The sequence below is a fragment of the Planktophila turicensis (SeqCode) genome (assembly GCF_965234405.1).
GTDB lineage: Bacteria > Actinomycetota > Actinomycetes > Nanopelagicales > Nanopelagicaceae > Planktophila > Planktophila turicensis.
Genome location: NZ_OZ248346.1, coordinates 261,290 through 284,410 on the forward strand (window position 1 = coordinate 261,290; position 23,121 = coordinate 284,410).

Genomic DNA, 23,121 nt, shown 5'->3' on the forward strand with positions numbered 1-23,121 from the left:
GTATATGAGCCCCGCAGATAAACCAGTTCGCGTTGGCATGCTCGGCTGCGGCGTTGTCGGAAGCCAAGTAGCCCGCCTACTCCTTGAAGATACTGCCGAGCTCTCTACTCGCGCCGGAGTAAAGATTGAACTTACTCGTATCGCTGTTCGCACAATTAAGGATTACCCAGGCCTAGACCCTGCTCTCTTCACAACAGATCCATTCTCCATTGTGAATGACCCTGAAATCGATTTGATCGTTGAAGTTATGGGCGGCATCGAGCCTGCTCGTGAATTAGCAATGACTGCAATTAATAATCGCAAATCAATTGTTACAGCTAATAAGGCGCTCCTTGCTAGCCACGGTGCTGATCTCTTTACCGCGGCATATGCCAAGGGTGAAGATATTTATTACGAAGCATCAGTAGCAGGTGCGATTCCAATTATTCGCCCACTTCGCGATTCATTGGCTGGTGACTTCGTCACACGCTTAATGGGAATCGTAAATGGAACAACAAATTACATTCTCACAAAGATGCATGAAGATAATCGCGAATTCGCTGATGTTCTCAAAGAGGCACAGGCGCTTGGTTACGCAGAAGCAGACCCAACTGCAGATATTGAAGGTTTCGACGCAGCTGCAAAGGCGGCAATTCTTTCTGGTCTTGCCTTCCATACTCGCGTAACCGTCGATGACGTTTACCGCGAAGGAATCTCAAAGATCACTCTTGAAGATGTAGCTATTGCTAAATCAATGGATCACGTCATTAAGTTGCTTGCTATCGCAGAGCTCACACCTGCAGATGAAATCTCTGTGCGCGTTCACCCTGTCATGATTGATAAGAGCCACCCTCTTGCATCAGTGCGCGATGCATTTAACGCCGTCTTTATCGAAGCCGAATCAGCTGGACCACTTATGTTCTACGGTCGTGGCGCAGGTGGACAGCCAACGGCTTCTGCAATCTTGGGCGATATCGTTGCTGTTTCTCGACATATTGCGCTCAACTCAATTGGTCAGCGCGAAACTGATTATGCGGATCGCGATATCGCACCGATTGAAACCACAAAGACTAAGTTCCTTATTCGCCTCGAAGTTGAAGATAAATCAGGTGTCTTGGCAGCGATTGCCAAGGTATTTGCTGATCAAGGCGTATCGATTCAGACTGTTGATCAGAACGGTCGCAACGAGGATGCTGAACTCATCATCGTCACCCACCGCGCAACTGAAGGCGAACTTAAGGCAACAGTTGAAGCGCTCAAGAAGATGTCAATGGTCACCAAGATTTCAAGCGTTATCCGCGTAGAAGGAGCAATCTCGTAATGGGAATCTTTACTAAGAAGTCAGGCGCACACCAATGGCGCGGAGTGATCGAGGAATATCGCGATCGCCTACCTGTCTCTTCAAAGACTCCTGTCGTCACATTGCGCGAAGGTGGAACACCTCTTATCTATGCAGGCGTTCTCTCAGAAATGCTCGGCAACAATGTCTGGGTAAAGTTTGAAGGAATTAACCCAACAGGTTCATTTAAAGATCGCGGAATGACAATGGCGATCTCGAAGGCTGCTGAAGATGGCGCGAAGGCTGTTATCTGCGCATCCACCGGAAATACATCTGCCGCAGCTGCAGCGTATGCAGTTAAAGCAGGAATGATTCCTGCCGTACTTATTCCTGAAGGCAAGATCGCAATGGGCAAGTTGGCGCAAGCCGTTGTGCATGGCGCAAAACTTCTGCAGGTCGACGGAAACTTTGATGATTGTTTAGTTCTTGCTCGCGATCTTTCTGAGCACTATCCCGTTTCACTTGTTAACTCAGTTAACCCCTATCGCATCGAAGGCCAGAAGACTGCAGCGTTTGAAGTTGTAGACATGCTTGGCGATGCTCCAGATATTCACACATTGCCAGTTGGAAATGCAGGAAATATCACTGCATATTGGAAGGGCTACAACGAATATCGCAATGACAAGATTTCAAAGAAGTTGCCACAGATGTGGGGATTCCAAGCTGCAGGCGCTGCTCCACTGGTAACGGGTAAGCCAGTTGCCAAGCCAGAAACAATTGCAACTGCAATCCGCATCGGAAATCCAGCTTCATGGGATCAAGCAATTGCTGCTCGTGATGAATCAGGCGGATTGATTGATTCAGTTACTGATGAAGAAATTCTTGCGGCGTATCACTTGCTCGCATCAAAAGAAGGAATCTTCTGCGAGCCATCTTCAGCTGCTGGCCTTGCAGGTCTTATCAAATATAAGAATGCTGGAAAGCTTCCCAAAGATAAGACAATCGTTATTACATGCACAGGTAACGGCCTTAAAGATATTCCGTGGGCACTTGAGGGTGCAGCAGATCCCGTCGTCGTTCCTGTTAATGCAGATGCGGCAGCTAAAGCTCTTGGTTTAGTGAAGAACTAAGGAAAGAATTGCCCCATGGCCAAGCCAACATTTAAAGCCAATCCCATTCAGGTACAAGTTCCTGCAACCTCTGCAAACTTAGGTCCTGGCTTTGATTCATTCGGTTTAGCTTTTGGAATGTATGACCGATACGTCGCACAGATTCTTGATGAAGGTGGCCTCGATATCGATGTCACCGGCGAAGGCGCCGATGAAGTTCCTCGTACTGATAAAAACTTGCTCGTTAAGGCGATGTATAAAGGATTTGATTTCTTGGGTGGAAAGCCAAAGGGTGTAGCAGTACGCGCGCTCAATGTAATTCCACATGGTCGAGGTCTTGGTTCATCTGCTTCAGCAATTATCGGTGGGCTCGTTCTTGCTCGCTCATTGGTGCTCACTGGCACAGACAAGATGAGCGATGAAGCGCTTCTCAATCTTGCTAATGAGATGGAAGGCCACCCAGATAATGTGGCTGCAGCACTTTATGGTGGAGCAACAGTTGCTTGGCAAGATGTCGTGAAAGGGAAAGCCGTTGCACACGCTGTTCATCTACCGGTTGATCCGCGCATCAAGGTAATGGCATTTATTCCTGCAACGCCGCTGGCTACCAAGAAGGCGCGCACGATGTTGCCTGAAACTATTCCATTTGCAGATGCGCTTCGAAATTCATCGAATGCTGCTCTACTGACACAAGCGCTCACAATTCGCCCTGATCTACTTTTCACAGCGACAGAAGATTTCTTACATCAGTCATATCGCCAGGACGCGATGCCAGCTTCATTTGCACTTATGACAAAGCTTCGCGCAGCAGGAATTGCTGCATTTATCTCAGGAGCTGGTCCAACTGTTCTCGCACTCCACACTGAAGGCGATGAAGAGAGCATCCAACTTTCACGTGCTGGCGGAGCGAAATTTGAGGGTAAATCTCTCGAAATTGCTAGCCGCGGAGCCACCCTGCTATAGTTTTGCCATCAGTTCGAACCCAGTAAGTAAGGGTGAAAATTAAGAATTGATAATCACAGAAGTAAAAATCAAAAAGTAAAACCCCTGATTAATAAACCCAGGGCTTAACTCATACGTTTAGCCCCAAAGTGAAAAGAAATACATGACAACAACAGAACCAGTTCGTTCTAGCAGCCCAGAACTTTCAAGCATGACCCTTCCTAAGTTAAAGGAAGTTGCGTCACAGCTCGGTATCGAGGGTGCAGCGAAACTAAAGAAGGATGATCTCGTTACAGCAATTGCAGATCTCCAGGCAGCCAACCGCGAAGCAGCAAAGGCAGAGCGCGAAGCTCGCCGTGAAGCTCGCAATGCTAAGAAGAACAATCGCGATAACAATGCAAAGAATTCAGATGACTCTTCAGATGAAGGCGACGATGAAGATGATTCATCAGATAACGCACCTTCAAATAACGACCGTGGAAACGATCGTGAAGACCGCGGCAGCCGTAACCGCCGCGATCGCAACCGTGGACGCGATCGCAACCGCGACCGTGGCAACCGCGAAGAGCGCGAACCAGTAATCGGTGAAGATGATGTCTTGGTACCAGTTGGTGGCCTCGTCGACATCATGGATAACTACTCATTTATTCGTACGGGTGGATACCTTCCAGGTCCTAACGACGTCTACGTTTCACAAGGACAGGTACGTAAGTACGGTCTTCGTAAGGGAGATGTTGTAACAGGTCAAGTTCGCCAACTTCGTGAAGGCGAAACTCGTCAGAAGTACAACCCACTTATCTCTCTCGAGACAATCAACGGATTGCCATATGAAGAAGCACGTGGCCGCGTTGAATTTGGAAAGCTTGTTCCTCTCTATCCGCAAGAGCGTCTTCGCCTTGAGACAGAGCCAAACATTCTTACAACTCGCGTCATCGACTTGATCGCACCAATCGGTAAGGGCCAGCGCGGACTTATCGTTTCGCCTCCAAAGGCCGGTAAGACCATGGTCTTGCAATCAATTGCTAACGCAATCACAACAAACAATCCTGAATGTCACCTGATGGTTGTTCTCGTTGATGAGCGTCCTGAAGAAGTTACAGATATGCAGCGCAGCGTTAAGGGTGAAGTAATTGCTTCTACCTTCGACCGCCCTGCAGATGACCACACAACAATCGCAGAGCTCGCTATCGAGCGCGCAAAGCGCCTCGTTGAAATGGGACACGATGTAGTTGTTCTACTTGACTCAATCACACGTTTGGGCCGCGCATACAACATCGCAGCACCTGCATCAGGCCGCATCCTTTCTGGTGGTGTTGATTCAGCTGCTTTGTATCCACCAAAGAAGTTCTTCGGTGCTGCTCGTAATATTGAAGATGGTGGATCACTCACCATTCTTGCAACAGCTCTTGTTGATACCGGATCACGTATGGATGAAGTTATCTTCGAAGAGTTCAAGGGCACAGGAAATATGGAGCTCATCCTCGATCGCAAGATGGCTGATAAGCGCATCTTCCCTGCGGTTAACGTTGTTGCATCAGGTACACGTAAGGAAGAAATCCTTATGGGAACTGAAGAACTCAACATTGTCTGGAAGCTTCGTCGCGTTCTTCACGCTCTCGAACCACAGGCTGCACTCGAACTCTTGCTAGAGAAGATGAAGGGCACTAAGTCCAACGTTGAATTCTTGATGCAGATTCAGAAGACAACAGCTGGGCCAGACGACAGCAAGTAAGTCACATAGGCTTCACAGGAAACCCCGTTCAGAAATGAGCGGGGTTTCTGCTTTCACATTGCTTGCACTCAAGCAACACAGAGGAAGCACAATCTTGACCCCCATAGTTCCATCCATACGCAGGAACTAATGAAGGAGAAGGCAATGAAGTTCATTTCAGCTCAGAACGTAGCGCTACTCGTAGCGGCAGGATTGATCGCAAGCAGCGGAACAGCAATCGCTGCTGATACAAAAGATGCTGCAGTCGCAAGAGCGCAAGCTCAGGCTGCTTATCAGAGCTCGATGTCGACATATATCGCTTCTCACCGTGCAATCGTTGATGCGCGACGTGCCGCAAATGCAAAAGCGCTTAGCGATTTCCAAAGTGCACTTAATTCAGCAACAACAGATGCGCAGTTGCAGGCAGCCAAAGATGCACGCAAAGCAGCCGTTACTGCAGCAAATGCAACAGCTGCGGCTTCCCTTGCAGCTCTTGTGAAGCCAGCAAAACCAGTTAAGCCAGCGAAGGTAGCGCCTACTCCAAAGGCATCTGCATAAATTCTTCTCCGACGGGTGGCAGGGGCCGCAGAATCCAGCGTGGATTTTGCGGTTTTCTGCTTTTAAGAGAGACTTAGCGCCTATTGCCACACCTTATGGCGATGACCTGGTTCACCAGTACTGCTGGACCCAGACTCAAGAAAAGGAATATGAATATGAAGAAAGATATCCACCCAGAGTACAAAGATACTCAAGTAACTTGTGGTTGCGGTGAAAAGTTTGTTACCCGCTCAACAGTTGCAAGCGGTTCGATCTATGTTGAAGTTTGTTCAGTCTGCCACCCGTTCTACACAGGCAAGCAGCGCATCCTCGATACCGGTGGACGCGTCGCGAAGTTCGAAGAGCGTTTCGGTAAAAACAAGTAGCTTTCTAAAGAGACCGCATCGCAACCCATTAGTGGTTGCGGGGCGGTCTTTTTATTTCTCCAAAGAAAATTTTGTTTTACAGAGAGAAGGGATGAAGTCATATGGCTAACGATCGTTTCGCATCGGCACATGAAATGGTGCGCGAGTATCAAGAGCTCGAAGCAAAGATGGCTGACCCTTCTATTCACGAAGATCAGGGCAACGCCCGCAAACTCGGTCGTCGTTATGCACAGCTAGGCCCCGTTGTTGCAGGCTTCAACGCTTGGAAGTCAGCAGCTGATGACCTCGAAGCAGCTAAAGAGATGGCTGCAGAAGATGCTTCATTTGCATCTGAAATTCCGGCAATGGAAGTTGCTGTTGAAGCTGCTGCCGATAAGTTAGAAGAGCTATTACTTCCACGCGACCCTAACGATGATCGCGATGTCATTATTGAAGTAAAGGCCGGAGCCGGCGGCGATGAATCAGCGCTCTTTGCTGGAGATTTAGTACGTATGTATCAGCGCTATGCAGAAAAGCGCGGCTGGAAAGTTGAAATCATCGATATGACTGAGTCAGAACTCGGTGGATATAAAGATATTTCTATGGCTGTGAAGTCAAAGGGAACTCCAGAACCTGGAACAACACCGTACGCACGTCTTAAATTTGAAGGTGGCGTACACCGCGTACAGCGCGTTCCAGAAACTGAGAGCCAAGGACGTATCCATACTTCTGCGGCAGGTGTACTCATTCTTCCTGAAGCAGAAGAAGTAGATGTTGAATTGAATATGAACGATGTGCGCGTAGATGTGTATCGCTCATCAGGTCCTGGTGGTCAGTCTGTAAACACCACTGACTCTGCCGTTCGTTTGACCCACGTTCCAACAGGAATTGTTGTTTCATGTCAGAACGAAAAATCACAGCTTCAGAATAAGGAATCAGCGCTTCGTATTCTTCGTGCCCGTCTTCTTATGGATGCGCAAGAGAAGGCTGAAGCGGCTGCAATGGCAGAACGTAAGAGCCAGGTCCGCACCGTCGATCGTTCAGAGCGCATTCGTACATATAACTATCCTGAAAATCGCCTCAGCGATCACCGCGTTAATTACAAGGCTAATAACCTTGACTCTGTTCTTAATGGCGAGCTCGATGAAGTCGTGCAAGCTCTTCTCGATGCTGATCGCGCTGCAAAGCTTTCATCAACGAATTAAGTCACTACTATGGAACTGACTTTTAAAGAATTCTTGCGAGGCGGCAAAGAACAGTTGGCGACGGCTGGATTTCCTGAAGTAGAAGCAGAACATTTACTAGCCCACACCTTGGGCCTTTCACGGATGGATCTACATAACCCACTGACCGTTGAAAATGCACTCGCAGCTATTGGCGATATGACTATCGTCGAAGAGACTTTCTGGAAATTACTTGATCGACGTTGTGCTCATGAACCGCTGCAATATCTGACTGGCGTTGCATATTTTCGCCACCTTGAATTAAAGGTAGGACCCGGAGTATTGGTGCCACGTCCTGAAAGCGAACTCCTTGTTGAAGCGGTGTTGACTCACATTGAGAAGTTAAGCGGTGCGGTAAGCGTTGTTGATTTGGGTTCTGGTTCAGGTGCTCTCGCACTTGCAATTGCAACAGAAGCTCCACAGACACATGTGATTGCAGTCGAAAAGAGCGCTGAAGCAATTCATTGGCTGAAAGAGAATGTCTCCTTTATCGACGAAAAGGTCCGTATTCTCGAAAGTGATGTCGCTACCGCTCTCGAAGGCGTTAAGTGCGATGTTGTCATTGCCAATCCTCCATATATTCCTGACGCCCAAGAACTTCCTCGCGATGTCGCAGATCACGAGCCTGCAGTTGCGCTATTTGGGGGAGCAGATGGGATGAAATCGCCTCGCCTCTTTATCTCAACAGCGGGGCGCCTCTTAAAGCAGGGCGGATTCCTGGCAATCGAACATCATGAAGATCAAGGTGGCGCGATTGCCGATGTACTCAGCGCAGATTTCACAGATATTCTTCTGCATCAGGATTTAACCGGCCGCCCAAGATTTACGACAGCAGTGAGGAGATAGCGATGCCACGCATTGACCTCAAGCAGGGCGAACAGAAGAAGCACGTTGCTCGCGCACTCAAAGAGATTCGCGCCGGATATGTCATCGTTGCTCCACTTGAACATGGCTATGTTTATTTAGCAGATGCATTCTCTCCCTTTGCAGTTCGTGCAATGCATGTACTTCGCGGAGATGAAATCGGAGTGGCTGCCCAAGTCCTTGCATATTCATTGGACACTGTTAAGGGAATTTCACGTTCAGTTTCTCCAAGCACACAGGATCTCTGCAAGAAATTCTGGCCCGGACTTCTTTCTGTAACACTGCAACCAAGTTCACTTCTTAGTTGGGATCTTGGCGACAATAAAGAACTCGATTGGTTTAACGTCCGAGTACCAAAATCTAAATTTGTACGCGCACTCTTGAAAGAGTCGGGTCCACTTGCAGTAGCAAGTGCATCAGGTGCCGGGCACGAACCGATGTTGAAAATTGATCGTGCAAAGGTAAAGGATTGGGATGTCGCAGCAATTTTCGATACCGGCGCTCTGAAATCCGGCCCACGTTCGACCATCATTGAGGCCGACGCTGTAGATCTACGCCTCGTGCGCGAGGGCGCGATTTCATTTGATGAGATGGAAAAGGTCGCACCGAACATTTCTTACATATAAAGCAAAAGGGGGCCTGAACTATTAGGCTGGGCCCATGTCCGAAACTTTCTATGGCCCTGATTTCAATCTTCTCTCGAAGCAAGATCCAGATATCGCAGCGGTGCTTTTATCTGAGCTCAAGCGTCAGCAGAACAACCTGCAGCTGATTGCTTCAGAGAACTTCACTTCACGCGCAGTGCTTGCCGCTCTTGGTTCAACTCTCTCCAACAAGTACGCCGAGGGATACCCAGGAAAGCGTTACTACGGCGGATGCGAAGAGGTCGATAAGGCCGAAACAATCGCGATTGATCGCGCAAAGGATTTATTTGGCGCAGAACATGCAAATGTGCAGCCACACTCAGGTGCCAGCGCAAATATCGCTGTCTACCAAGCATTCACAAAGCCGGGCGACACCGTCCTTGCCATGTCACTTCCACATGGTGGCCACCTGACTCACGGTTCGAAGGTCAACTTCTCAGGTAAGTGGTTCAACATTGTTTCTTACGGAGTTCGCCAAGATAACGAACTCATCGATTACGACGAACTGCGTGAACTAGCGATCGCTAATAAGCCAAAGATGATCTGTTCTGGTGCAACTGCTTACCCATCACTGATTGATTTTGAAAAGGTTCGCGCAATCTGCGACGAAGTCGGTGCAATCATGTGGGTCGATGCAGCGCACTTCATCGGACTAGTTGCAGGTAAGGCGATTCCTTCACCGGTTCCATATGCAGATGTTGTCTCATTTACAACACATAAAGTTTTGCGCGGTCCACGTGGCGGAATGATCTTGTCGAAGGCAGAGCACGCAGCTGCAATTGATAAGGCAGTCTTTCCTGGAATGCAGGGTGGACCAATCATGTCTGCAGTTGCAGGTAAGGCGATTGCATTGGCTGAATGCGCAACACCGGCTTACCAAAAGTATGCAAAGGATGTCATCATCAATGCGCAGGCACTTGCAGCAGCTCTTGAAGGCGAAGGCATGCGCGCAGTATCTGGCGGCACTCAGACCCACCTCGCACTTATTGATATTCGTTCCACAGGCGTTAATGGCAAGGTTGCTGACGAGCGTTGTGGCGCGGCAGGAATCGTTCTTAATAAGAACTCGATTCCTTATGATCCAGAAGCACCTTCAGTCACATCAGGTATTCGCGTAGGCACACCTGCAACAACTACCCAGGGAATGGGCGTTGAAGAGATGAAAACAATTGCATCTCTGATTGCACGTGCGATTAAGACTGATGATGCAGCTGCACATGCTGCGATTAAATCTGAAGTCCACGCACTTACTTCGCGTTTTCCTATCTATCAGGCGTAAAGACAACTCTTAAGAGATGCGCGAGTACCTGGTCACCCTGCTTCTGGCAGCAGCGCTCTGTTATGTAGTGACTCCTTTTGTTCGTACCTGGGCGTTGAAGTTCGGTGCTGTGGCACAGATTCGTACTCGCGATATTCATACAACTCCGACTCCACGTTGGGGTGGCCTAGCAATGTGGATTTCAATGGCGCTCACCTTTGCCATGGTCAGCCACTTATCTCTCGTTGGAAAATCTTTTGGCCGAGAAGCGCTCGGTATTTTCTTGGCCGCAACACTTCTTCTTGCTATCGGTTTAGTTGATGATCGCTTCGAGCTCGATGCACTTACCAAGTTAGCTGGACAAGCCCTTGCTGCCGGAATTTTGTTGCTCTTTGGTATTCAAGTTCTCTGGTTGCCTATCAATGGCGTTATTACTTTGCCGCCAAGTATTGGCCAGTTAGTTACTGTCTTAATCGTTCTCATCACTATTAACGCCGTTAACTTCATCGATGGCCTTGATGGGTTAGCTGCCGGAATCGTGGCTATTTCAGGCGCTGCCTTCTTCGCCTTTGCTTACCTATTGGCAGTTGTTTACGGCTTTAGCCGTGCAGGTGCACCATCGCTTATTACTGCAGTAATTATTGGCGTCTGTATTGGCTTTCTGCCCCATAACGCCCATCCAGCAAAGATCTTTATGGGCGATTCAGGATCGATGTTCTTAGGGCTTCTGCTTGCAGCATCTGCGATCACACTGACCGGACAGATTGATCCCAATGCCATCTCAGCAGAGAAGTTGGGGCCAACGTTGCTTCCTTTGATGCTGCCATTTGCAGTTCTAGCAATTCCTTTGATCGATCTCTTCTCAGCAATCATTCGTCGTCTGCGCGCAGGTCAATCACCATTTAGTTCCGACAAGGAACATATGCATCACCGCATTCTCCGTGCGGGTAATTCTCATCTTCGTACATCAATCATCATGTACCTATGGACTGCAACGATTGCATTTCCTGTAGTTGTCTCAGCATTTGCACCGTTGTGGGTTGCAGCAGTTGTTGCGGGCGCGATGTTGGCATTCACTCTCTATTACGCAAAGAGTGGAGTAAGAGAAAATGTCCCAGCAAAATAATTCAAGCAATGAGGCGCAGTTATTGCGTGGAGCGCTAACTCCTACATTTATTGTCGGCATCATTGCGATTGGATTTGCAACCGCACTGCAGGGGCGACCAGGATTATTTGCAGCTTTACTTGCTCAAGTAATTGTTGTTATCTACTTCCTTGTTCATATTGGGGTTTCTCGAATTTCGCGCGACCTTGATCCCATGAGCACTATGGCAATTGCGATGTTTTCGTACTTCGCCAAGTTCTTGCTCCTTGGAGTTTTCTTCTGGGCGCTGGGCCAATTTGTCTCGGATGAGAACCTTGATCGCAAGACCTTCGGCATCACAGCCGTTGCGCTCACCTTCGCCTGGCTAGGCGGGGAGATAGCTAGTTATCTAAAGCTGAAAACTCATCTACCATTGCCGCATGACCGACCACAAAGCTAACCGCCGCGACGAGAACGCCCTTTGGACGATCTTCGGCTACCTACTCTCAGGGCTTCTTTTCTGGGGTGGAGTCGGCTTCGCCGCCGATAAGTTCTTTGGCACCAGCATCTTGACCCTGGTTGGCCTGCTCGTAGGTATGGGCGGCGCCCTTTATCTCGTCTGGCTCAGGTTCGGACGAGAGTAACGAGTCCGACAGTCTGGCTAGTGGGCGCGAGTAAATCAGCTCTACCCAGAGTGACCAGCCCCACCCAAAACCCCTGAATTCCGATTTCACAGCCGAGAGGTTTTCCCCATAAGGTTGCCCTGCTTTACCGCTTCCCCAGCGATTGGTCTATAAGCCCTTTTAGTATCAAGGAGAGTGCGTGCGCGCCTTTGTTCGTCTGAGCTCTGAAGGTGAAGGATTCGTCCCACCTAGCGCTAACGACTTCGTCCTCCCTCCAATTTTCGAGAATATTTCTTGGTTCACTAAACCAATTCTTCTTGTATTTCTCTCAGTAGTAATCATCTCTGTCTTCTTTATTCTCTCTTCACGCAAGGCTGCTGTCGTTCCATCGAAGATGCAGTTTGCTGGAGAAAGCGTCTACGGATTTATCCGCGACGGGCTTGCTAAGGATGTTCTTGGCCCAGAGTTCATGCGCTTTGTTCCGTACCTATTTACCCTCTTCACATTTGTACTTGTAAATAACTTATTCGGAATTGTTCCGTTATTGCAGTTCCCATCTTTCTCTCGCGTTGGTTTCGCTTACGCGCTCGCGATCATTACTTACTTGGTTTATCACTATGTTGGAATGAAGCGTCAGGGAGTCGGCCACTACCTCAAGGGCATTGCATTTATGCCAGGAGTGCCAAAGCCAATTTATGTTCTTCTTACACCGATTGAAATCGCAACATTCTTTGTTGTGCGTCCATTCACCCTCGGTCTTCGTCTCTTCGCAAATATGTTTGCGGGACACCTTCTCCTTTTGGTCTTTATCCTCGGTGGAGAGCACCTCTTGCAAGGTGTAATTGGACTCAAGCTCGTGAGCCCATTTGCATTCACAATGGGAATCGCGCTTACCTTCTTCGAGTTTATGGTCCAGTGCCTACAGGCATATATCTTTACTCTTCTGACCGCCCTCTATATCGCCGGATCACTCGCCGACGAGCACTAACAACTAACTTTGGGAAGGTAACTTCGCCTCCTCAAGCATGAAAGGTATAAACATGACAGGCTCACTTAACGTCATCGGTTACGGCATTGCTGCAATCGGACCTGCAATCGCAACAGGCATGATCTTCGCCGCATACATCAGCGGAGTTGCTCGTCAGCCAGAGTCACGCAGCGTCCTTCAGCCAATTGCGTTCCTTGGTTTCGCGATGGCAGAAGCTCTCGCACTCTTCGGCCTCGTACTCGCATTCGTTCTCTAATCGATTACCTCTACACACCAATATTGGTAACGATTTAAGGAGAAATGATGCAACGAATTAATATTTTGTCAGGCGAAGGGAGCTTGAATCCGCTCATCCCTCACACAGCTGAGATTGTCGTCGGATTTATCGCTTTCACACTTCTCTTCCTTGTCCTCAAGAGCAAAGTCGTGCCTATGTTTGAAAAGGCATATGCAGCACGCACTGAAGCTATCGAGGGTGGAATCGAACGTGCTGAAAAGGCGCAGCTCGAAGCACAACGTGCACTTGTTCAGTACAACGAACAACTTTCGTCAGCACAGGGTGAAGCATCAAAGCTTCGTGAAGATGCTCGCATTCAAGGCGCAGCAATTCTCGAAGAACTTCGCACAAAGGCTCAAGAAGAAGCAGCTCGCATCACAGCAGCAGCTCACGCATCTATCGAGGCAGAACGTCAGCAGGCAATCACTTCACTTCGTAACGAAGTTGGTGCACTTGCAGTTGAACTTGCTTCAAAGATTGTCGGAGAAGCACTTGATGACCAGGCCCGTCAATCACGGATCGTGGATCGCTTCATCGAAGATCTCGAAAAGTCCAAGAAGTAAGTAGAAGAGAAAGAAGAGAATGAGAATCCATCTCGGAGGCAGTAGCCGTCAGTCACTCGTGGCTGCACGCGCGAAGCTCGATGCTGCCGTAAAGGGCGCAACCGCTGCATCTGCAACTGAGCTCTCATCTCAACTCTTCTTCGCAGCAGACGTTCTTTCAAAGAACACTTCAATCCGCCGCGCCTTTGCCGATCCTTCACGCGATGCAGCCTCAAAGGGCGCGCTCGTTAAGGATCTCTTCGGAAAGACTCTCGCAGCTACAGCGCTAGAAATACTCACAGATGTCTCAACTCTTCGTTGGTCATCTGCAGGAGACCTAGTTCATGTGCTCGAGCAGCTGGCGATCGAAGCTGAAGCATCTGCTGCAAATATCAACAATGAACTCGATCGCGTCGAAGATGAACTCTTCGAAACATCACAACTCGTTGTCGATAACTTTGAATTACGTAAAGCACTTGTCGGAGCCGGTACACCAGAGGCTAAGGCAGCTCTCATTACCGAAGTTCTCTCAAAGAAGGCATCTGCGTCAACTGTGAAGCTTGCAGTTGCTCTCGTCGGAAGCCTTCGCGGACGTAGCATTGAAGCGGCATTTGCTGACTATCTCTTTGGTCTAGCTAACCGCCGTAATCGTTTAATCGCGGTAATTCGCGTGGCATCAGAAATTACAGATGCTCAGAAGTCTCGTCTTGCAACTGCGATTGAAAAGCAGGTTGGTCAGCCAATCCGCGTCAATATCGAAGTTGAGCCAACGCTCCTCGGTGGAGTTTCGGTCAAGTTTGCAGATGAACTCGTAGATGGAAGCGTTTCAAATCGACTTGCAAGTGCCGGACGCGCACTTGCTGGAAACAAATAAAGGGGAAACTCATGGCAGAGCTCAAGATCCAACCGAATGAAATTCGGGATGCCTTAGCGAACTTCGTTAAGTCATACGATCCAGGCACAGCGGCTCGTGATGAAGTCGGAACAGTTAGCCAGGCAGGCGATGGAATCGCTCGCGTTGAAGGTCTTCCTTCAACAATGGCAAACGAACTTCTTCAGTTCGAGAACGGAACACTAGGTCTTGCACTCAACCTCGACGTGCGCGAAATCGGTGTTGTTATCTTGGGCGATTACGCAGGCATTGAAGAAGGAACATCTGTGCGTCGTACAGGTGAAGTTCTCTCTGTTCCTGTCGGCGACGGATTCCTCGGTCGCGTTGTTGACCCACTTGGTCGACCAATCGATGGCAAGGGCGACATCACCCCAGATGCACGTCGTGCTCTAGAACTTCAGGCTCCTTCAGTAGTTCAGCGTCAACCTGTTAAGGAACCAATGGCTACAGGTATCAAGGCAATCGATGCGATGACAGCGATCGGTCGCGGTCAGCGTCAGTTGATCATTGGTGACCGTCAGACTGGTAAGACAGCAGTTGCTATCGACACAATTATTAACCAGCGCGAAAACTGGCTATCAGGCGATAAGAAGAAGCAGGTTAAGTGCATCTACGTCGCTATTGGTCAGAAGGGTTCAACAATCGCATCTGTTAAGGGTGCTCTTGAAGAAGCTGGCGCAATGGAGTACACAACAATCGTTGCATCTCCTGCATCAGATCCAGCAGGCTTTAAGTACCTCGCTCCATACACCGGTTCTGCAATTGGTCAGCACTGGATGTACAACGGCGAGCACGTTCTTATCGTCTTTGATGATCTCTCGAAGCAGGCTGAGGCATATCGTTCAGTCTCACTTCTCCTTCGTCGTCCACCAGGCCGCGAAGCGTACCCAGGAGACGTTTTCTACTTGCACTCACGTCTTCTCGAGCGTTGCGCAAAGCTCTCTGATGAATTGGGCGGCGGTTCAATGACTGGCTTGCCAATTATTGAAACAAAGGGAAATGACGTTTCAGCGTTTATTCCTACAAACGTAATTTCTATTACTGACGGTCAGTGCTTCCTTGAAACAGATCTCTTTAACGCAGGCGTTCGCCCAGCGATTAACGTAGGTATCTCTGTTTCACGTGTTGGTAGCTCTGCGCAGACAAAGGCGATGAAGAAGATCGCTGGTCGTCTGCGTCTTGACCTCGCTCAGTACCGCGAACTCGAAGCATTCGCTGCTTTCGGTTCAGACCTTGATGCTGCATCAAAGGCTCAGCTCGAGCGCGGTGCCCGCATGGTTGAACTCCTTAAGCAGGGTCAGTACTCACCATATTCAGTAGAACGTCAGGTTGTTTCTATCTGGGCAGGTACAACAGGCAAGCTCGATGATGTTGCTGTTGCTGATATCCGCCGCTTCGAATCTGAACTTCTCGACTTCATTGCTCGCGAACGTAAGGACATCTTCACAGTGATCTCAGAGACTAAGCAGCTCGAAGATGACACTGTTGCAAAGATGGAGACAGCAGTTGCTGACTTCAAGAAGCAGTTCAAGCCATCTGTTGCTGCAGCTGTTAACGAGGCGCCTGCACAGGCTCTCGAAGGCGAAGGCGCAGAAGCAATTACAAAGCACGTCCCACCGGCGGTGAAGAAGTAACTCATGGGTGCTCAACTTCGCATATATCGCCGACGGATGCGTTCCGTTAAAGCGACTAAAAAGATTACGAAAGCAATGGAGTTAATCTCTGCTTCTCGTATCGTTAAGGCGCAGCAACGTGTTTCAGCATCGACTCCTTATGCAAATGAGTTAACACGTGCGGTATCTGCAGTTGCTTCATACTCTTCAACAAACCACCCGTTGACTACAGCACACGACAACCCACGTCGCGCAGCGATTTTGATCATCTCTGCAGACCGCGGTATGGCCGGTGCTTACTCAACGAATGCGATTAAGGAAGGCGAGAAGCTCGCTGCCCTACTTCGTGAACGTGGCTTGCAGGTCTCGAACTTCCTCGTGGGCCGCAAGGCAGTGAACTACTACAAGTTCCGTAACCGCGAGATGGCTGGAACATGGACAGGTTTCTCAGATAACCCAACATATGAAAACGCAAAGGAAATTGCAGATGCACTTCTGTCAGCATTCCTTGCAGATTCAACTGAAGCAAATGGCGTCGATGAAATTCACATCATCTTCACTCAATTTAAATCAATGTTGACTCAGGAAGCCACAGCTAAGCGCATGATTCCTCTCGAAGTTGTCGAGTCATCAGCGCCAGTTCCAACAGGCTTACTTCCAATGTATGAATTCGAGCCAAATGCAGGAGAAGTTCTTAACGCTCTTCTTCCTCGTTATATCGAAGCACGTATCTTTAACGCGATGTTGCAATCTGCAGCTTCAGAGCATGCAGCTCGTCGTCGCGCTATGAAATCAGCAACTGACAATGCTGAGGATCTCATCAAGTCGCTCACACGACTTGCGAACGCTGCCCGTCAGGCAGAAATTACCCAGGAAATCAGTGAAATTGTTGGCGGCGCAGATGCGTTGGCCTCAGCTAGTGCAGGGAGTGAATGATGTCAGCAACAGGTAAAGGCCGCGTAGCCCGAGTTATTGGACCGGTGGTGGATATTGAATTCCCCGCAGATTCAATGCCTTCGATCTTCAACGCGCTTCACGTAGAGACCACCATGAGTGGCACTACTCGTACCTTGACCCTCGAAGTAGCACAGCACATTGGTGACAACCTCGTGCGCGCTATCTCGATGCAACCTACAGACGGAATGGTGCGCGGTGCTGAAGTAACAGACACTGGTTCAGCTATCTCTGTCCCAGTCGGTGACGTCACAAAGGGCCACGTCTTCAACACTCTCGGAGAATCCCTCGACGTTCCAACATCATCACTTGATATCAAGGAGCGTTGGTCAATTCACCGTAACGCACCTGCATTCGATCAGCTTGAGTCAAAGACTGAAATGTTCGAAACCGGTATCAAAGTTATCGACCTTCTTACACCTTACGTAAAGGGTGGAAAGATCGGTCTCTTCGGTGGTGCAGGTGTAGGTAAGACTGTTCTTATCCAGGAAATGATTTATCGCGTAGCTGAAAACTTCGGTGGTGTTTCTGTATTCGCCGGCGTTGGAGAACGTACTCGTGAAGGTAACGACTTGTTCCTTGAAATGACTGAGACGGGCGTTATCAATAAGACAGCCTTGGTCTTCGGTCAGATGGATGAGCCACCTGGCACGCGTCTTCGTGTTGCTCTGTCAGCACTCACAATGGCTGAGTACTTCCGCGATGTTCAGAAGCAGGACGTTCTCCTCTTCATCGATAACATCTTCCGCTTTACTCAGGCAGGTTCTGAAGTATCAACACTTCTCGGCCGTATGCCATCTGCAGTGGGCTACCAGCCAACACTTGCAGACGAAATGGGTCAGCTTCAGGAGCGTATTACTTCAACACGTGGTCACTCGATTACATCTATGCAGGCAATTTACGTTCCTGCAGATGACATCACCGACCCAGCTCCACACACAACATTCGCCCACTTGGATGCAACAACAGTGTTGTCTCGTCCGATTTCAGAGCTTGGTATCTACCCAGCTGTGGATCCGCTCGATTCATCATCTCGTATCCTCGATCCTCGCTACATCGGCGAGCACCACTTCCGTGTTGCTAACCGCATTAAGCAGATCTTGCAGCGCTACAAGGATCTCCAGGACATCATCGCAATTCTCGGTATCGATGAATTGTCAGAAGATGACCGCGTACTCGTAGGTCGTGCACGTCGTATCCAGCGCTTCTTGTCACAGAACACATTCGTGGCGAAGGTCTTTACTGGTATCGACGGTTCATTCGTCCCACTTGCAGACACAATCGCAGCATTCGAAGCACTTGCTGATGGAAAGTACGATCACATTCCAGAACAGGCATTCTTCATGTGCGGTGGCCTCGACGATGTCGAGCGCAATGCAGCTGAATTGGCGAAGAAGTAAAAATGGCTCTTAACGTCGCACTAGTATCGCCAACACAACAGGTGTGGTCAGGCGAGGCAACTTTTGTCTCTGCTCGCACCACAGAAGGTGATCTTGGAGTTCTTCCAGGTCACTCACCTTTGTTTGGCGTACTAGTCGACGGAGCTGTAAGCATTAAAGGCACCGACGGAACAACACAAGAATTCCAAGTTCGCGGAGGCTTCTTATCTGTCTCTAACGACCGCGTTTCAATTCTTACTGAATCAGTAGGTTAATTACTCTCTAGAAACTTTTGCGCCGAGGCTCACTAATTGCTCGGCGAAGTTCGGATACCCACGATCAATATGGAATGCGCCATCGACTGTTGTTTCACCGTCAGATACGAGCGCTGCCAATACAAGACCCGCGCCGGCACGGATATCAGTTGCCTCAACTGGGGCTCCAGATAGCTGTGGGATACCGTCGATAGAGGCGTGGTGGCCGTCTACGGTGATCTGAGCACCCAGGCGCATGAGTTCGTTGACGAACATAAAACGTGATTCAAAGACATTTTCGGTGACGATTGAATGGCCATCTGCAACAGCGTTCATGCCGATGATGAATGGAAGTAAGTCGGTAGCAAATCCCGGATAGGGAAGTGTTGCAACATCGATAGCGCGGGGACGCTGATTCATCTGGACGCGAATTCCATCTTGTGTTGATGTGACGATTGCACCAGCGTGAGTAAGTTTTTCGAGCATGACTTCCATATGGTCTGCGCGTCCACCGTGGATGGTGATATCGCCTTGGGTCATGGCTGCTGCAAATGCCCATGTTCCGGCGATGATGCGATCGGTAATTGTGGTGTGATCAGTTGGCCTTAACTCTTTAACGCCTGTGATGGTGATGAGCGGTGAACCAAGTCCATCAATCTGTGCGCCCATTCCTATAAGGAATTCACCAAGGTCGACAAGATCTGGTTCGCGCGCTGCATTATCAATTGTTGTCACACCTCGAGCGAGAACTGCAGCTGTCATCAAGTTCTCTGTTGCACCCACTGATGGGAAATCTAGCTCGATTGCTGTTCCTGTTAAGCCGTTAGGTGCTTCGGCGATGACGTAACCATGTTCAACGTGCGCTGTAGCTCCGAGTGATTCAAGGCCCTTGATATGAAAATCTAATCCGCGAGAGCCAATTGCATCTCCACCAGGGAGCGCGACTTCTGCTTTTCCAACGCGTGCAACGAGTGGACCAAGTACGTTGATTGATGCGCGCATCTTGCGAACGAGATCATAATCTGCGCGGTGCAGGGGAGCAGCAGGAACGTCAATGGTGACGACAGAACCTTCGTGCTTGACGGTGCAACCAAGGCGAGTAAGAAGGTCGGCCATGATGTCGACATCTGCAATATCTGGAACGTTGCGGATAGTTGTTGTGCCGACTGCCAGAAGGGATGCTGCCATCAGCTTCAGGACAGAATTCTTAGCTCCTGTAACGGTTACTTCGCCCTCAAGACGGCAGCCCCCGGTGATCCGGAAGCGGTCGAGCGACGAAGATGCCATATCCGAAGTCTACTTATAGGCTACGGACATGGTTAATTTAACGCGTATTTACACAAAGACAGGCGATGACGGAACTACATCTCTTGGAGATATGAGCCGTACTTCAAAGAATGACCCTCGTCTTGAAGCATATGCAACAGTTGATGAAGCGAACTCCACCATTGGTGTTGTTCTTGCAACTGATGAATTAACCGATGAAGTTCGCGCCCTCTTGGTGCGCATTCAAAATGACCTCTTCGATGTGGGCGCTGACCTCTGCACTCCAGTAGTTGATTCACCAGCATTTGAGCCACTTCGCGTCCTTGAATCACAGGTCGTTTACCTCGAAGAGCAGATAGATCACTTCAATAAGGATCTTGAAGCGCTTCGCTCATTCGTTCTTCCATCAGGCACACCAGCTGCTGCCCACCTTCACGTTGCCCGCACAGTTGTTCGTCGCGCAGAGCGCCGCACATGGGCTGCTATTCACGCATTTGGCGGCGGTGTAAACCCACTGACAGCTAAGTACCTCAACCGTTGTTCAGATCTTCTCTTCGTTCTTGCTCGTGTTGCCAACAAGAAGATTGGTGATCAGCTCTGGGTTCCTGGAGCTAATCGTTAATTAGAAGCTTTTGAGATGAGCGCGAGCAGCGCTCTCTTCTTCAGGAAATACAAAGATGCGTGGCCCGACTTTGGTCTGTGTCAGCGTTGCCTTAATTCCGACTGCAATTAATCTCTGGCGCAGAATTTCACCTTCGATGTGATTTGAAGGTTGGGCAACAGCGACCAAAGTTCCGTATTCATCTTCATCGCCAGCAATAGGTTTGCGCGCAATCAGTGATGAACCCTTAGCTGATGTCCACTTAAGAATGAGGATGAGAAAGAAGACGACAGGAAATCCTGCCAAGCTCATGAGGAAGAGTTTGTTGTCGACTCCACCCAGCATTAGCTACCTACCTTGGTAAATGTGACTGTCTGAGTTCCTTCAGGCTTTGCTTCCTGATGGCAGACCACTTCAATACTGGAAACGTACTCAAGGGATGAAAGCGGTTCGGGGGAGATAAGAAGAATTGTCTTTACTTCGCGAGCAACGCTGGCGCCTGAAATTGTGCGCAGGTTTCCGATGAGATCTCTATTTTGCGCATAAACCTTTGAATTTACTTCCCACCAGACGCATCCTTGTTCGGAGGCAACCTGTACTGCGCCGCAGATAAATGTGCGGCAGGCAGCTACTTGGGAAGCCAAGTTGCCCTTTGCAGAGATAACGCCGACAAGTTCTTTACTTGTAGGAATCTTTGCGTAGATTCCTGATTCATATTCATAACCAACGGGTGGCCACTTTGGCTTCGGTGACGGAGTCACCTTTACCTTCTTACGCGGCTTTGGCTTTGGCTTTGGCTTTGGTTTTACCGAAGCTTTTGCTGTTGGCGCCGCAGTTGAAGTCGATGTAGAACTCGCTGTTGGTTTTGCAGTGGCCTTAGCTGTTGGCTTGGCTGTCGCCTTAACCGTTGCTTTCGCGGTCGGTTTTGCAGAAGTTTTTACAGTGGGCTTAGCCGTTGCTTTAGTCGTGGCCTTCGCTGTCACCTTTGTGGTGGGTGTTGGAGTCGGCTTCTTTGTTGCAGCGATAGCTGAGCTTCCTGAAACTGTGAGAACGAGAGCCAGGAGAATCGCGAGATTGCTTAGTCGCGCTCCCACTTGAAGCTTCGAACTGCCCAGATAATTCCGACTACGAGCCATGCAGTAATAATGGCAAAGGTACGGCCAGTTTCCCAATTGCCGGCTACTTCACGCGTAGCAAATGAGTCAGGAAGGAAGATTGAGCGAGCTCCTTGTGTCATCCACTTCAGAGGGAATATCGCTGCCACTTGCTGCATCCATTGTGGAAGATCGGTGAAGATAAAGAAGACACCGCTAAAGAATTGAAGAACGATGACAACGGGTGAAACCACTGCGGATGCACCGCGTCCACTCTTTGGAACATTCGAGAATGCAATTCCAAGAACTGTTGAACATGCACTGCCAAGAACAAGGAGTGCGACAAGGAGCAACCACTTATCGGCACCAGTTGGGAGATTAACTCCAAAGAATGCAACGCCTGCTGCGAGAAGTAGGAAGACTTGAATCAACATGCTCAGCGTTACAAGTATTGCCTTGCCGATGAAGTAACTGCTTGCCGGCATCGGGGTTCCGCGTAAACGCTTTAAGGTGCCGAATTCGCGCTCCATCGGAATCATGATGGCTAGCTGCTGGAAGCCAGTATTAACAAGGCCCGATGCAATCATACCGGCGACGAAGTACTGGCTAAATGTGACGCCTTCAGCAATTGAATTAGAAAAGACGGAACCAAAGATTGCCAGCAAGATAAGCGGGAAGAGCATGGTGAAGACGACGGATTCGCGCTGGCGCATGAATTGTTTAATCTCAAGGCCGCCACGTTGGATACCAATCGAGAGCGCAGTTGGCTTACTCATGGGTGCCTCCAATCATTTCGAGGTAGATATCTTCAAGGGATGCTCGCTTTACATTGAGCTCTGGAACTTCTCCACCGAATTGCGACGAAAGCTGATTCACGAGTTGTGTTGGGTTTGCTGACTTCTCGCTACGAAGCTCTGAACCATCGCGCCAAGAGACCGTTGCAAGAGAAGTTGCCCGACCACCAAGCAGTGCCGGAGTTGAGACTTCAATTATCTTTCCGCGATTGATAACAGCGACTCGATCAGCAAGTGCTTCAGCTTCATCGAGGTAATGGGTGGTCAGAAGAATTGTTGCGCCTTCATCACGAAGTTTGCGAATCAACTGCCAAAATGCGCGACGCGCTTCTGGATCAAAACCTGTTGTTGGTTCATCAAGGAAGATGAGTTCGGGGCTGCCGATAATTCCGAGCGCCACATCGAGTCTGCGACGTTGCCCACCTGAAAGTGTGCGACCTAGTGCATCTGCTTTCTCAGTTAACCCGACTAACTCAATGACTTCTCGAGCGTCTTTTGGATGCTCGTAATACTTTGCAAAGTGCGAGACAGATTCGTAGACAGTTAAATCACCAGCATCAGCAGTTGATTGCAGAACGATTCCAATGCGATCACGCCAAGCTTGACCAGCGCGCCCCTTTGTCGATGGATCAAAGCCCAGTACCTGAACTTCACCTGAATCTCGGTCGCGGAAGCCTTCGAGAATTTCTACTGTGGTGGTCTTGCCGGCGCCGTTGGGGCCAAGCAGCGCAAAGATTTCGCCCTGTTTGATATCGAGATCGAGGCCATCGACTGCCTGGTTGGCTCCATAGCTCTTGCGAAGCCCCGAAACGCTGATGACTGTGCTCATATGGCTATCTTGTCACTGAG

General features: G+C 49.4%; 27 protein-coding genes. 22 read left to right on the forward strand and 5 right to left on the reverse strand.

Annotation, left to right across the window (positions count from 1 at the left end; translation table 11 throughout):
* Positions 1 to 4: 4 nt before the first annotated feature.
* The 21 genes from AC8GFK_RS01305 to AC8GFK_RS01405 all read left to right on the forward strand — a co-directional run bounded on the left by AC8GFK_RS01305 (position 5) and on the right by AC8GFK_RS01405 (position 18,538).
* Positions 5 to 1,300: a homoserine dehydrogenase gene (locus AC8GFK_RS01305; protein ID WP_506625415.1), complete on the forward strand. Its 1,296-nt coding sequence runs from the start codon at positions 5 to 7 to the stop codon at positions 1,298 to 1,300.
* The gene (gene thrC, locus AC8GFK_RS01310; RefSeq protein ID WP_506625416.1) at positions 1,300 to 2,388 is read left to right on the forward strand and encodes a threonine synthase; all 1,089 of its coding nucleotides are present in this window, start codon (positions 1,300 to 1,302) and stop codon (positions 2,386 to 2,388) included. The genes AC8GFK_RS01305 and thrC overlap by 1 nt, the downstream gene beginning before the upstream one ends.
* A 15-nt stretch (positions 2,389 to 2,403) precedes the next feature.
* Complete coding sequence (thrB, locus tag AC8GFK_RS01315; RefSeq protein WP_506625417.1) at positions 2,404 to 3,330, forward strand: homoserine kinase; 927 nt, start codon at positions 2,404 to 2,406, stop codon at positions 3,328 to 3,330.
* A gap of 142 nt (positions 3,331 to 3,472) precedes the next feature.
* Positions 3,473 to 5,041, forward strand: a complete 1,569-nt coding sequence (rho, locus tag AC8GFK_RS01320; RefSeq protein WP_506625418.1) for a transcription termination factor Rho — start codon at positions 3,473 to 3,475, stop codon at positions 5,039 to 5,041.
* A gap of 144 nt (positions 5,042 to 5,185) precedes the next feature.
* Complete coding sequence (locus AC8GFK_RS01325; protein ID WP_506625419.1) at positions 5,186 to 5,578, forward strand: hypothetical protein; 393 nt, start codon at positions 5,186 to 5,188, stop codon at positions 5,576 to 5,578.
* A gap of 155 nt (positions 5,579 to 5,733) precedes the next feature.
* Positions 5,734 to 5,943, forward strand: coding sequence for a 50S ribosomal protein L31 (gene rpmE / locus AC8GFK_RS01330; protein ID WP_095673150.1), 210 nt, complete (start codon positions 5,734 to 5,736; stop codon positions 5,941 to 5,943).
* 101 nt (positions 5,944 to 6,044) lie between these two features.
* Positions 6,045 to 7,127, forward strand: a complete 1,083-nt coding sequence (gene prfA, locus AC8GFK_RS01335; protein WP_506625420.1) for a peptide chain release factor 1 — start codon at positions 6,045 to 6,047, stop codon at positions 7,125 to 7,127.
* A 9-nt stretch (positions 7,128 to 7,136) separates the two neighbouring features.
* Positions 7,137 to 7,991 (forward strand): peptide chain release factor N(5)-glutamine methyltransferase, encoded by an 855-nt coding sequence (gene prmC, locus AC8GFK_RS01340; RefSeq protein ID WP_506625421.1) that lies wholly within the window; start codon positions 7,137 to 7,139, stop codon positions 7,989 to 7,991.
* 2 nt (positions 7,992 to 7,993) lie between these two features.
* A complete protein-coding gene (locus AC8GFK_RS01345; protein WP_095673153.1) occupies positions 7,994 to 8,635 on the forward strand; it encodes an L-threonylcarbamoyladenylate synthase in 642 nt (213 codons plus the stop codon).
* Positions 8,636 to 8,669: 34 nt separating this feature from the next.
* Complete coding sequence (gene glyA, locus AC8GFK_RS01350; RefSeq protein WP_506625422.1) at positions 8,670 to 9,932, forward strand: serine hydroxymethyltransferase; 1,263 nt, start codon at positions 8,670 to 8,672, stop codon at positions 9,930 to 9,932.
* Positions 9,933 to 9,948: 16 nt separating this feature from the next.
* Entirely contained in the window at positions 9,949 to 11,037 is a 1,089-nt protein-coding gene (locus AC8GFK_RS01355) for an MraY family glycosyltransferase (protein ID WP_506625423.1), read from the forward strand.
* Complete coding sequence (locus tag AC8GFK_RS01360) at positions 11,021 to 11,455, forward strand: Cg1360 family ATP-synthase-associated protein (RefSeq protein WP_506625424.1); 435 nt, start codon at positions 11,021 to 11,023, stop codon at positions 11,453 to 11,455. Before AC8GFK_RS01355 ends, AC8GFK_RS01360 begins: the two co-directional genes overlap by 17 nt.
* Positions 11,436 to 11,639, forward strand: a complete 204-nt coding sequence (locus AC8GFK_RS01365; RefSeq protein ID WP_506625425.1) for a hypothetical protein — start codon at positions 11,436 to 11,438, stop codon at positions 11,637 to 11,639. Before AC8GFK_RS01360 ends, AC8GFK_RS01365 begins: the two co-directional genes overlap by 20 nt.
* Before the next feature lie 178 nt (positions 11,640 to 11,817).
* Positions 11,818 to 12,606, forward strand: coding sequence for a F0F1 ATP synthase subunit A (atpB, locus tag AC8GFK_RS01370; protein WP_506625426.1), 789 nt, complete (start codon positions 11,818 to 11,820; stop codon positions 12,604 to 12,606).
* 46 nt (positions 12,607 to 12,652) lie between these two features.
* A complete protein-coding gene (locus AC8GFK_RS01375; protein ID WP_190277026.1) occupies positions 12,653 to 12,862 on the forward strand; it encodes an ATP synthase F0 subunit C in 210 nt (69 codons plus the stop codon).
* 47 nt (positions 12,863 to 12,909) lie between these two features.
* Complete coding sequence (locus tag AC8GFK_RS01380) at positions 12,910 to 13,446, forward strand: F0F1 ATP synthase subunit B (protein ID WP_190277027.1); 537 nt, start codon at positions 12,910 to 12,912, stop codon at positions 13,444 to 13,446.
* A gap of 19 nt (positions 13,447 to 13,465) precedes the next feature.
* Positions 13,466 to 14,299, forward strand: coding sequence for a F0F1 ATP synthase subunit delta (locus tag AC8GFK_RS01385; RefSeq protein WP_506625427.1), 834 nt, complete (start codon positions 13,466 to 13,468; stop codon positions 14,297 to 14,299).
* 11 nt (positions 14,300 to 14,310) lie between these two features.
* A complete protein-coding gene (gene atpA / locus AC8GFK_RS01390; protein WP_095673161.1) occupies positions 14,311 to 15,951 on the forward strand; it encodes a F0F1 ATP synthase subunit alpha in 1,641 nt (546 codons plus the stop codon).
* 3 nt (positions 15,952 to 15,954) lie between these two features.
* The gene (locus AC8GFK_RS01395; protein WP_095673162.1) at positions 15,955 to 16,866 is read left to right on the forward strand and encodes a F0F1 ATP synthase subunit gamma; all 912 of its coding nucleotides are present in this window, start codon (positions 15,955 to 15,957) and stop codon (positions 16,864 to 16,866) included.
* On the forward strand, positions 16,866 to 18,284 hold the full coding sequence (gene atpD, locus AC8GFK_RS01400; protein WP_095673163.1) for a F0F1 ATP synthase subunit beta: 1,419 nt from the start codon (positions 16,866 to 16,868) through the stop codon (positions 18,282 to 18,284). The genes AC8GFK_RS01395 and atpD overlap by 1 nt, the downstream gene beginning before the upstream one ends.
* A gap of 2 nt (positions 18,285 to 18,286) precedes the next feature.
* Entirely contained in the window at positions 18,287 to 18,538 is a 252-nt protein-coding gene (locus AC8GFK_RS01405; protein ID WP_095673164.1) for a F0F1 ATP synthase subunit epsilon, read from the forward strand.
* On the opposite strand, the gene murA is transcribed toward AC8GFK_RS01405, so the two are convergent.
* The gene (gene murA / locus AC8GFK_RS01410) at positions 18,539 to 19,804 is read right to left on the reverse strand and encodes a UDP-N-acetylglucosamine 1-carboxyvinyltransferase (protein WP_506625428.1); all 1,266 of its coding nucleotides are present in this window, start codon (positions 19,802 to 19,804) and stop codon (positions 18,539 to 18,541) included.
* Between the two features lie 28 nt (positions 19,805 to 19,832).
* On the opposite strand from murA, the gene AC8GFK_RS01415 reads away from it, so the two are divergent.
* On the forward strand, positions 19,833 to 20,405 hold the full coding sequence (locus AC8GFK_RS01415; RefSeq protein ID WP_095673166.1) for a cob(I)yrinic acid a,c-diamide adenosyltransferase: 573 nt from the start codon (positions 19,833 to 19,835) through the stop codon (positions 20,403 to 20,405).
* On the opposite strand, the gene AC8GFK_RS01420 is transcribed toward AC8GFK_RS01415, so the two are convergent.
* Genes AC8GFK_RS01420 through AC8GFK_RS01435 form a run of 4 tightly spaced genes read right to left on the reverse strand, consistent with a single transcriptional unit; the run spans position 20,406 to position 23,101 of the window.
* The gene (locus tag AC8GFK_RS01420) at positions 20,406 to 20,729 is read right to left on the reverse strand and encodes a hypothetical protein (protein ID WP_095673167.1); all 324 of its coding nucleotides are present in this window, start codon (positions 20,727 to 20,729) and stop codon (positions 20,406 to 20,408) included.
* Entirely contained in the window at positions 20,729 to 21,478 is a 750-nt protein-coding gene (locus AC8GFK_RS01425) for a hypothetical protein (RefSeq protein WP_506625429.1), read from the reverse strand. The genes AC8GFK_RS01420 and AC8GFK_RS01425 overlap by 1 nt, the downstream gene beginning before the upstream one ends.
* Positions 21,463 to 22,254 (reverse strand): ABC transporter permease, encoded by a 792-nt coding sequence (locus AC8GFK_RS01430; RefSeq protein ID WP_506625430.1) that lies wholly within the window; start codon positions 22,252 to 22,254, stop codon positions 21,463 to 21,465. Before AC8GFK_RS01430 ends, AC8GFK_RS01425 begins: the two co-directional genes overlap by 16 nt.
* Entirely contained in the window at positions 22,247 to 23,101 is an 855-nt protein-coding gene (locus AC8GFK_RS01435; RefSeq protein WP_506625431.1) for an ABC transporter ATP-binding protein, read from the reverse strand. The genes AC8GFK_RS01430 and AC8GFK_RS01435 overlap by 8 nt, the downstream gene beginning before the upstream one ends.
* Positions 23,102 to 23,121 lie beyond the last annotated feature (20 nt).

Excerpts from the sequence above, each read along its gene's own strand:
- AC8GFK_RS01305 (WP_506625415.1), top strand. The coding sequence starts at position 5 with ATGAGCCCCGCAGATAAACCAGTTCGCGTTGGCATGCTCGGCTGCGGC.
- thrC (WP_506625416.1), top strand. The coding sequence starts at position 1,300 with ATGGGAATCTTTACTAAGAAGTCAGGCGCACACCAATGGCGCGGAGTG.
- thrB (WP_506625417.1), top strand. The coding sequence starts at position 2,404 with ATGGCCAAGCCAACATTTAAAGCCAATCCCATTCAGGTACAAGTTCCT.
- rho (WP_506625418.1), top strand. The coding sequence starts at position 3,473 with ATGACAACAACAGAACCAGTTCGTTCTAGCAGCCCAGAACTTTCAAGC.
- AC8GFK_RS01325 (WP_506625419.1), top strand. The coding sequence starts at position 5,186 with ATGAAGTTCATTTCAGCTCAGAACGTAGCGCTACTCGTAGCGGCAGGA.
- rpmE (WP_095673150.1), top strand. The coding sequence starts at position 5,734 with ATGAAGAAAGATATCCACCCAGAGTACAAAGATACTCAAGTAACTTGT.
- prfA (WP_506625420.1), top strand. The coding sequence starts at position 6,045 with ATGGCTAACGATCGTTTCGCATCGGCACATGAAATGGTGCGCGAGTAT.
- prmC (WP_506625421.1), top strand. The coding sequence starts at position 7,137 with ATGGAACTGACTTTTAAAGAATTCTTGCGAGGCGGCAAAGAACAGTTG.
- AC8GFK_RS01345 (WP_095673153.1), top strand. The coding sequence starts at position 7,994 with ATGCCACGCATTGACCTCAAGCAGGGCGAACAGAAGAAGCACGTTGCT.
- glyA (WP_506625422.1), top strand. The coding sequence starts at position 8,670 with ATGTCCGAAACTTTCTATGGCCCTGATTTCAATCTTCTCTCGAAGCAA.
- AC8GFK_RS01355 (WP_506625423.1), top strand. The coding sequence starts at position 9,949 with ATGCGCGAGTACCTGGTCACCCTGCTTCTGGCAGCAGCGCTCTGTTAT.
- AC8GFK_RS01360 (WP_506625424.1), top strand. The coding sequence starts at position 11,021 with ATGTCCCAGCAAAATAATTCAAGCAATGAGGCGCAGTTATTGCGTGGA.
- AC8GFK_RS01365 (WP_506625425.1), top strand. The coding sequence starts at position 11,436 with ATGACCGACCACAAAGCTAACCGCCGCGACGAGAACGCCCTTTGGACG.
- AC8GFK_RS01380 (WP_190277027.1), top strand. The coding sequence starts at position 12,910 with ATGCAACGAATTAATATTTTGTCAGGCGAAGGGAGCTTGAATCCGCTC.
- AC8GFK_RS01385 (WP_506625427.1), top strand. The coding sequence starts at position 13,466 with ATGAGAATCCATCTCGGAGGCAGTAGCCGTCAGTCACTCGTGGCTGCA.
- atpA (WP_095673161.1), top strand. The coding sequence starts at position 14,311 with ATGGCAGAGCTCAAGATCCAACCGAATGAAATTCGGGATGCCTTAGCG.
- AC8GFK_RS01395 (WP_095673162.1), top strand. The coding sequence starts at position 15,955 with ATGGGTGCTCAACTTCGCATATATCGCCGACGGATGCGTTCCGTTAAA.
- atpD (WP_095673163.1), top strand. The coding sequence starts at position 16,866 with ATGTCAGCAACAGGTAAAGGCCGCGTAGCCCGAGTTATTGGACCGGTG.
- AC8GFK_RS01405 (WP_095673164.1), top strand. The coding sequence starts at position 18,287 with ATGGCTCTTAACGTCGCACTAGTATCGCCAACACAACAGGTGTGGTCA.
- murA (WP_506625428.1), bottom strand. The coding sequence starts at position 19,804 with ATGGCATCTTCGTCGCTCGACCGCTTCCGGATCACCGGGGGCTGCCGT.
- AC8GFK_RS01415 (WP_095673166.1), top strand. The coding sequence starts at position 19,833 with ATGGTTAATTTAACGCGTATTTACACAAAGACAGGCGATGACGGAACT.
- AC8GFK_RS01420 (WP_095673167.1), bottom strand. The coding sequence starts at position 20,729 with ATGCTGGGTGGAGTCGACAACAAACTCTTCCTCATGAGCTTGGCAGGA.
- AC8GFK_RS01430 (WP_506625430.1), bottom strand. The coding sequence starts at position 22,254 with ATGAGTAAGCCAACTGCGCTCTCGATTGGTATCCAACGTGGCGGCCTT.
- AC8GFK_RS01435 (WP_506625431.1), bottom strand. The coding sequence starts at position 23,101 with ATGAGCACAGTCATCAGCGTTTCGGGGCTTCGCAAGAGCTATGGAGCC.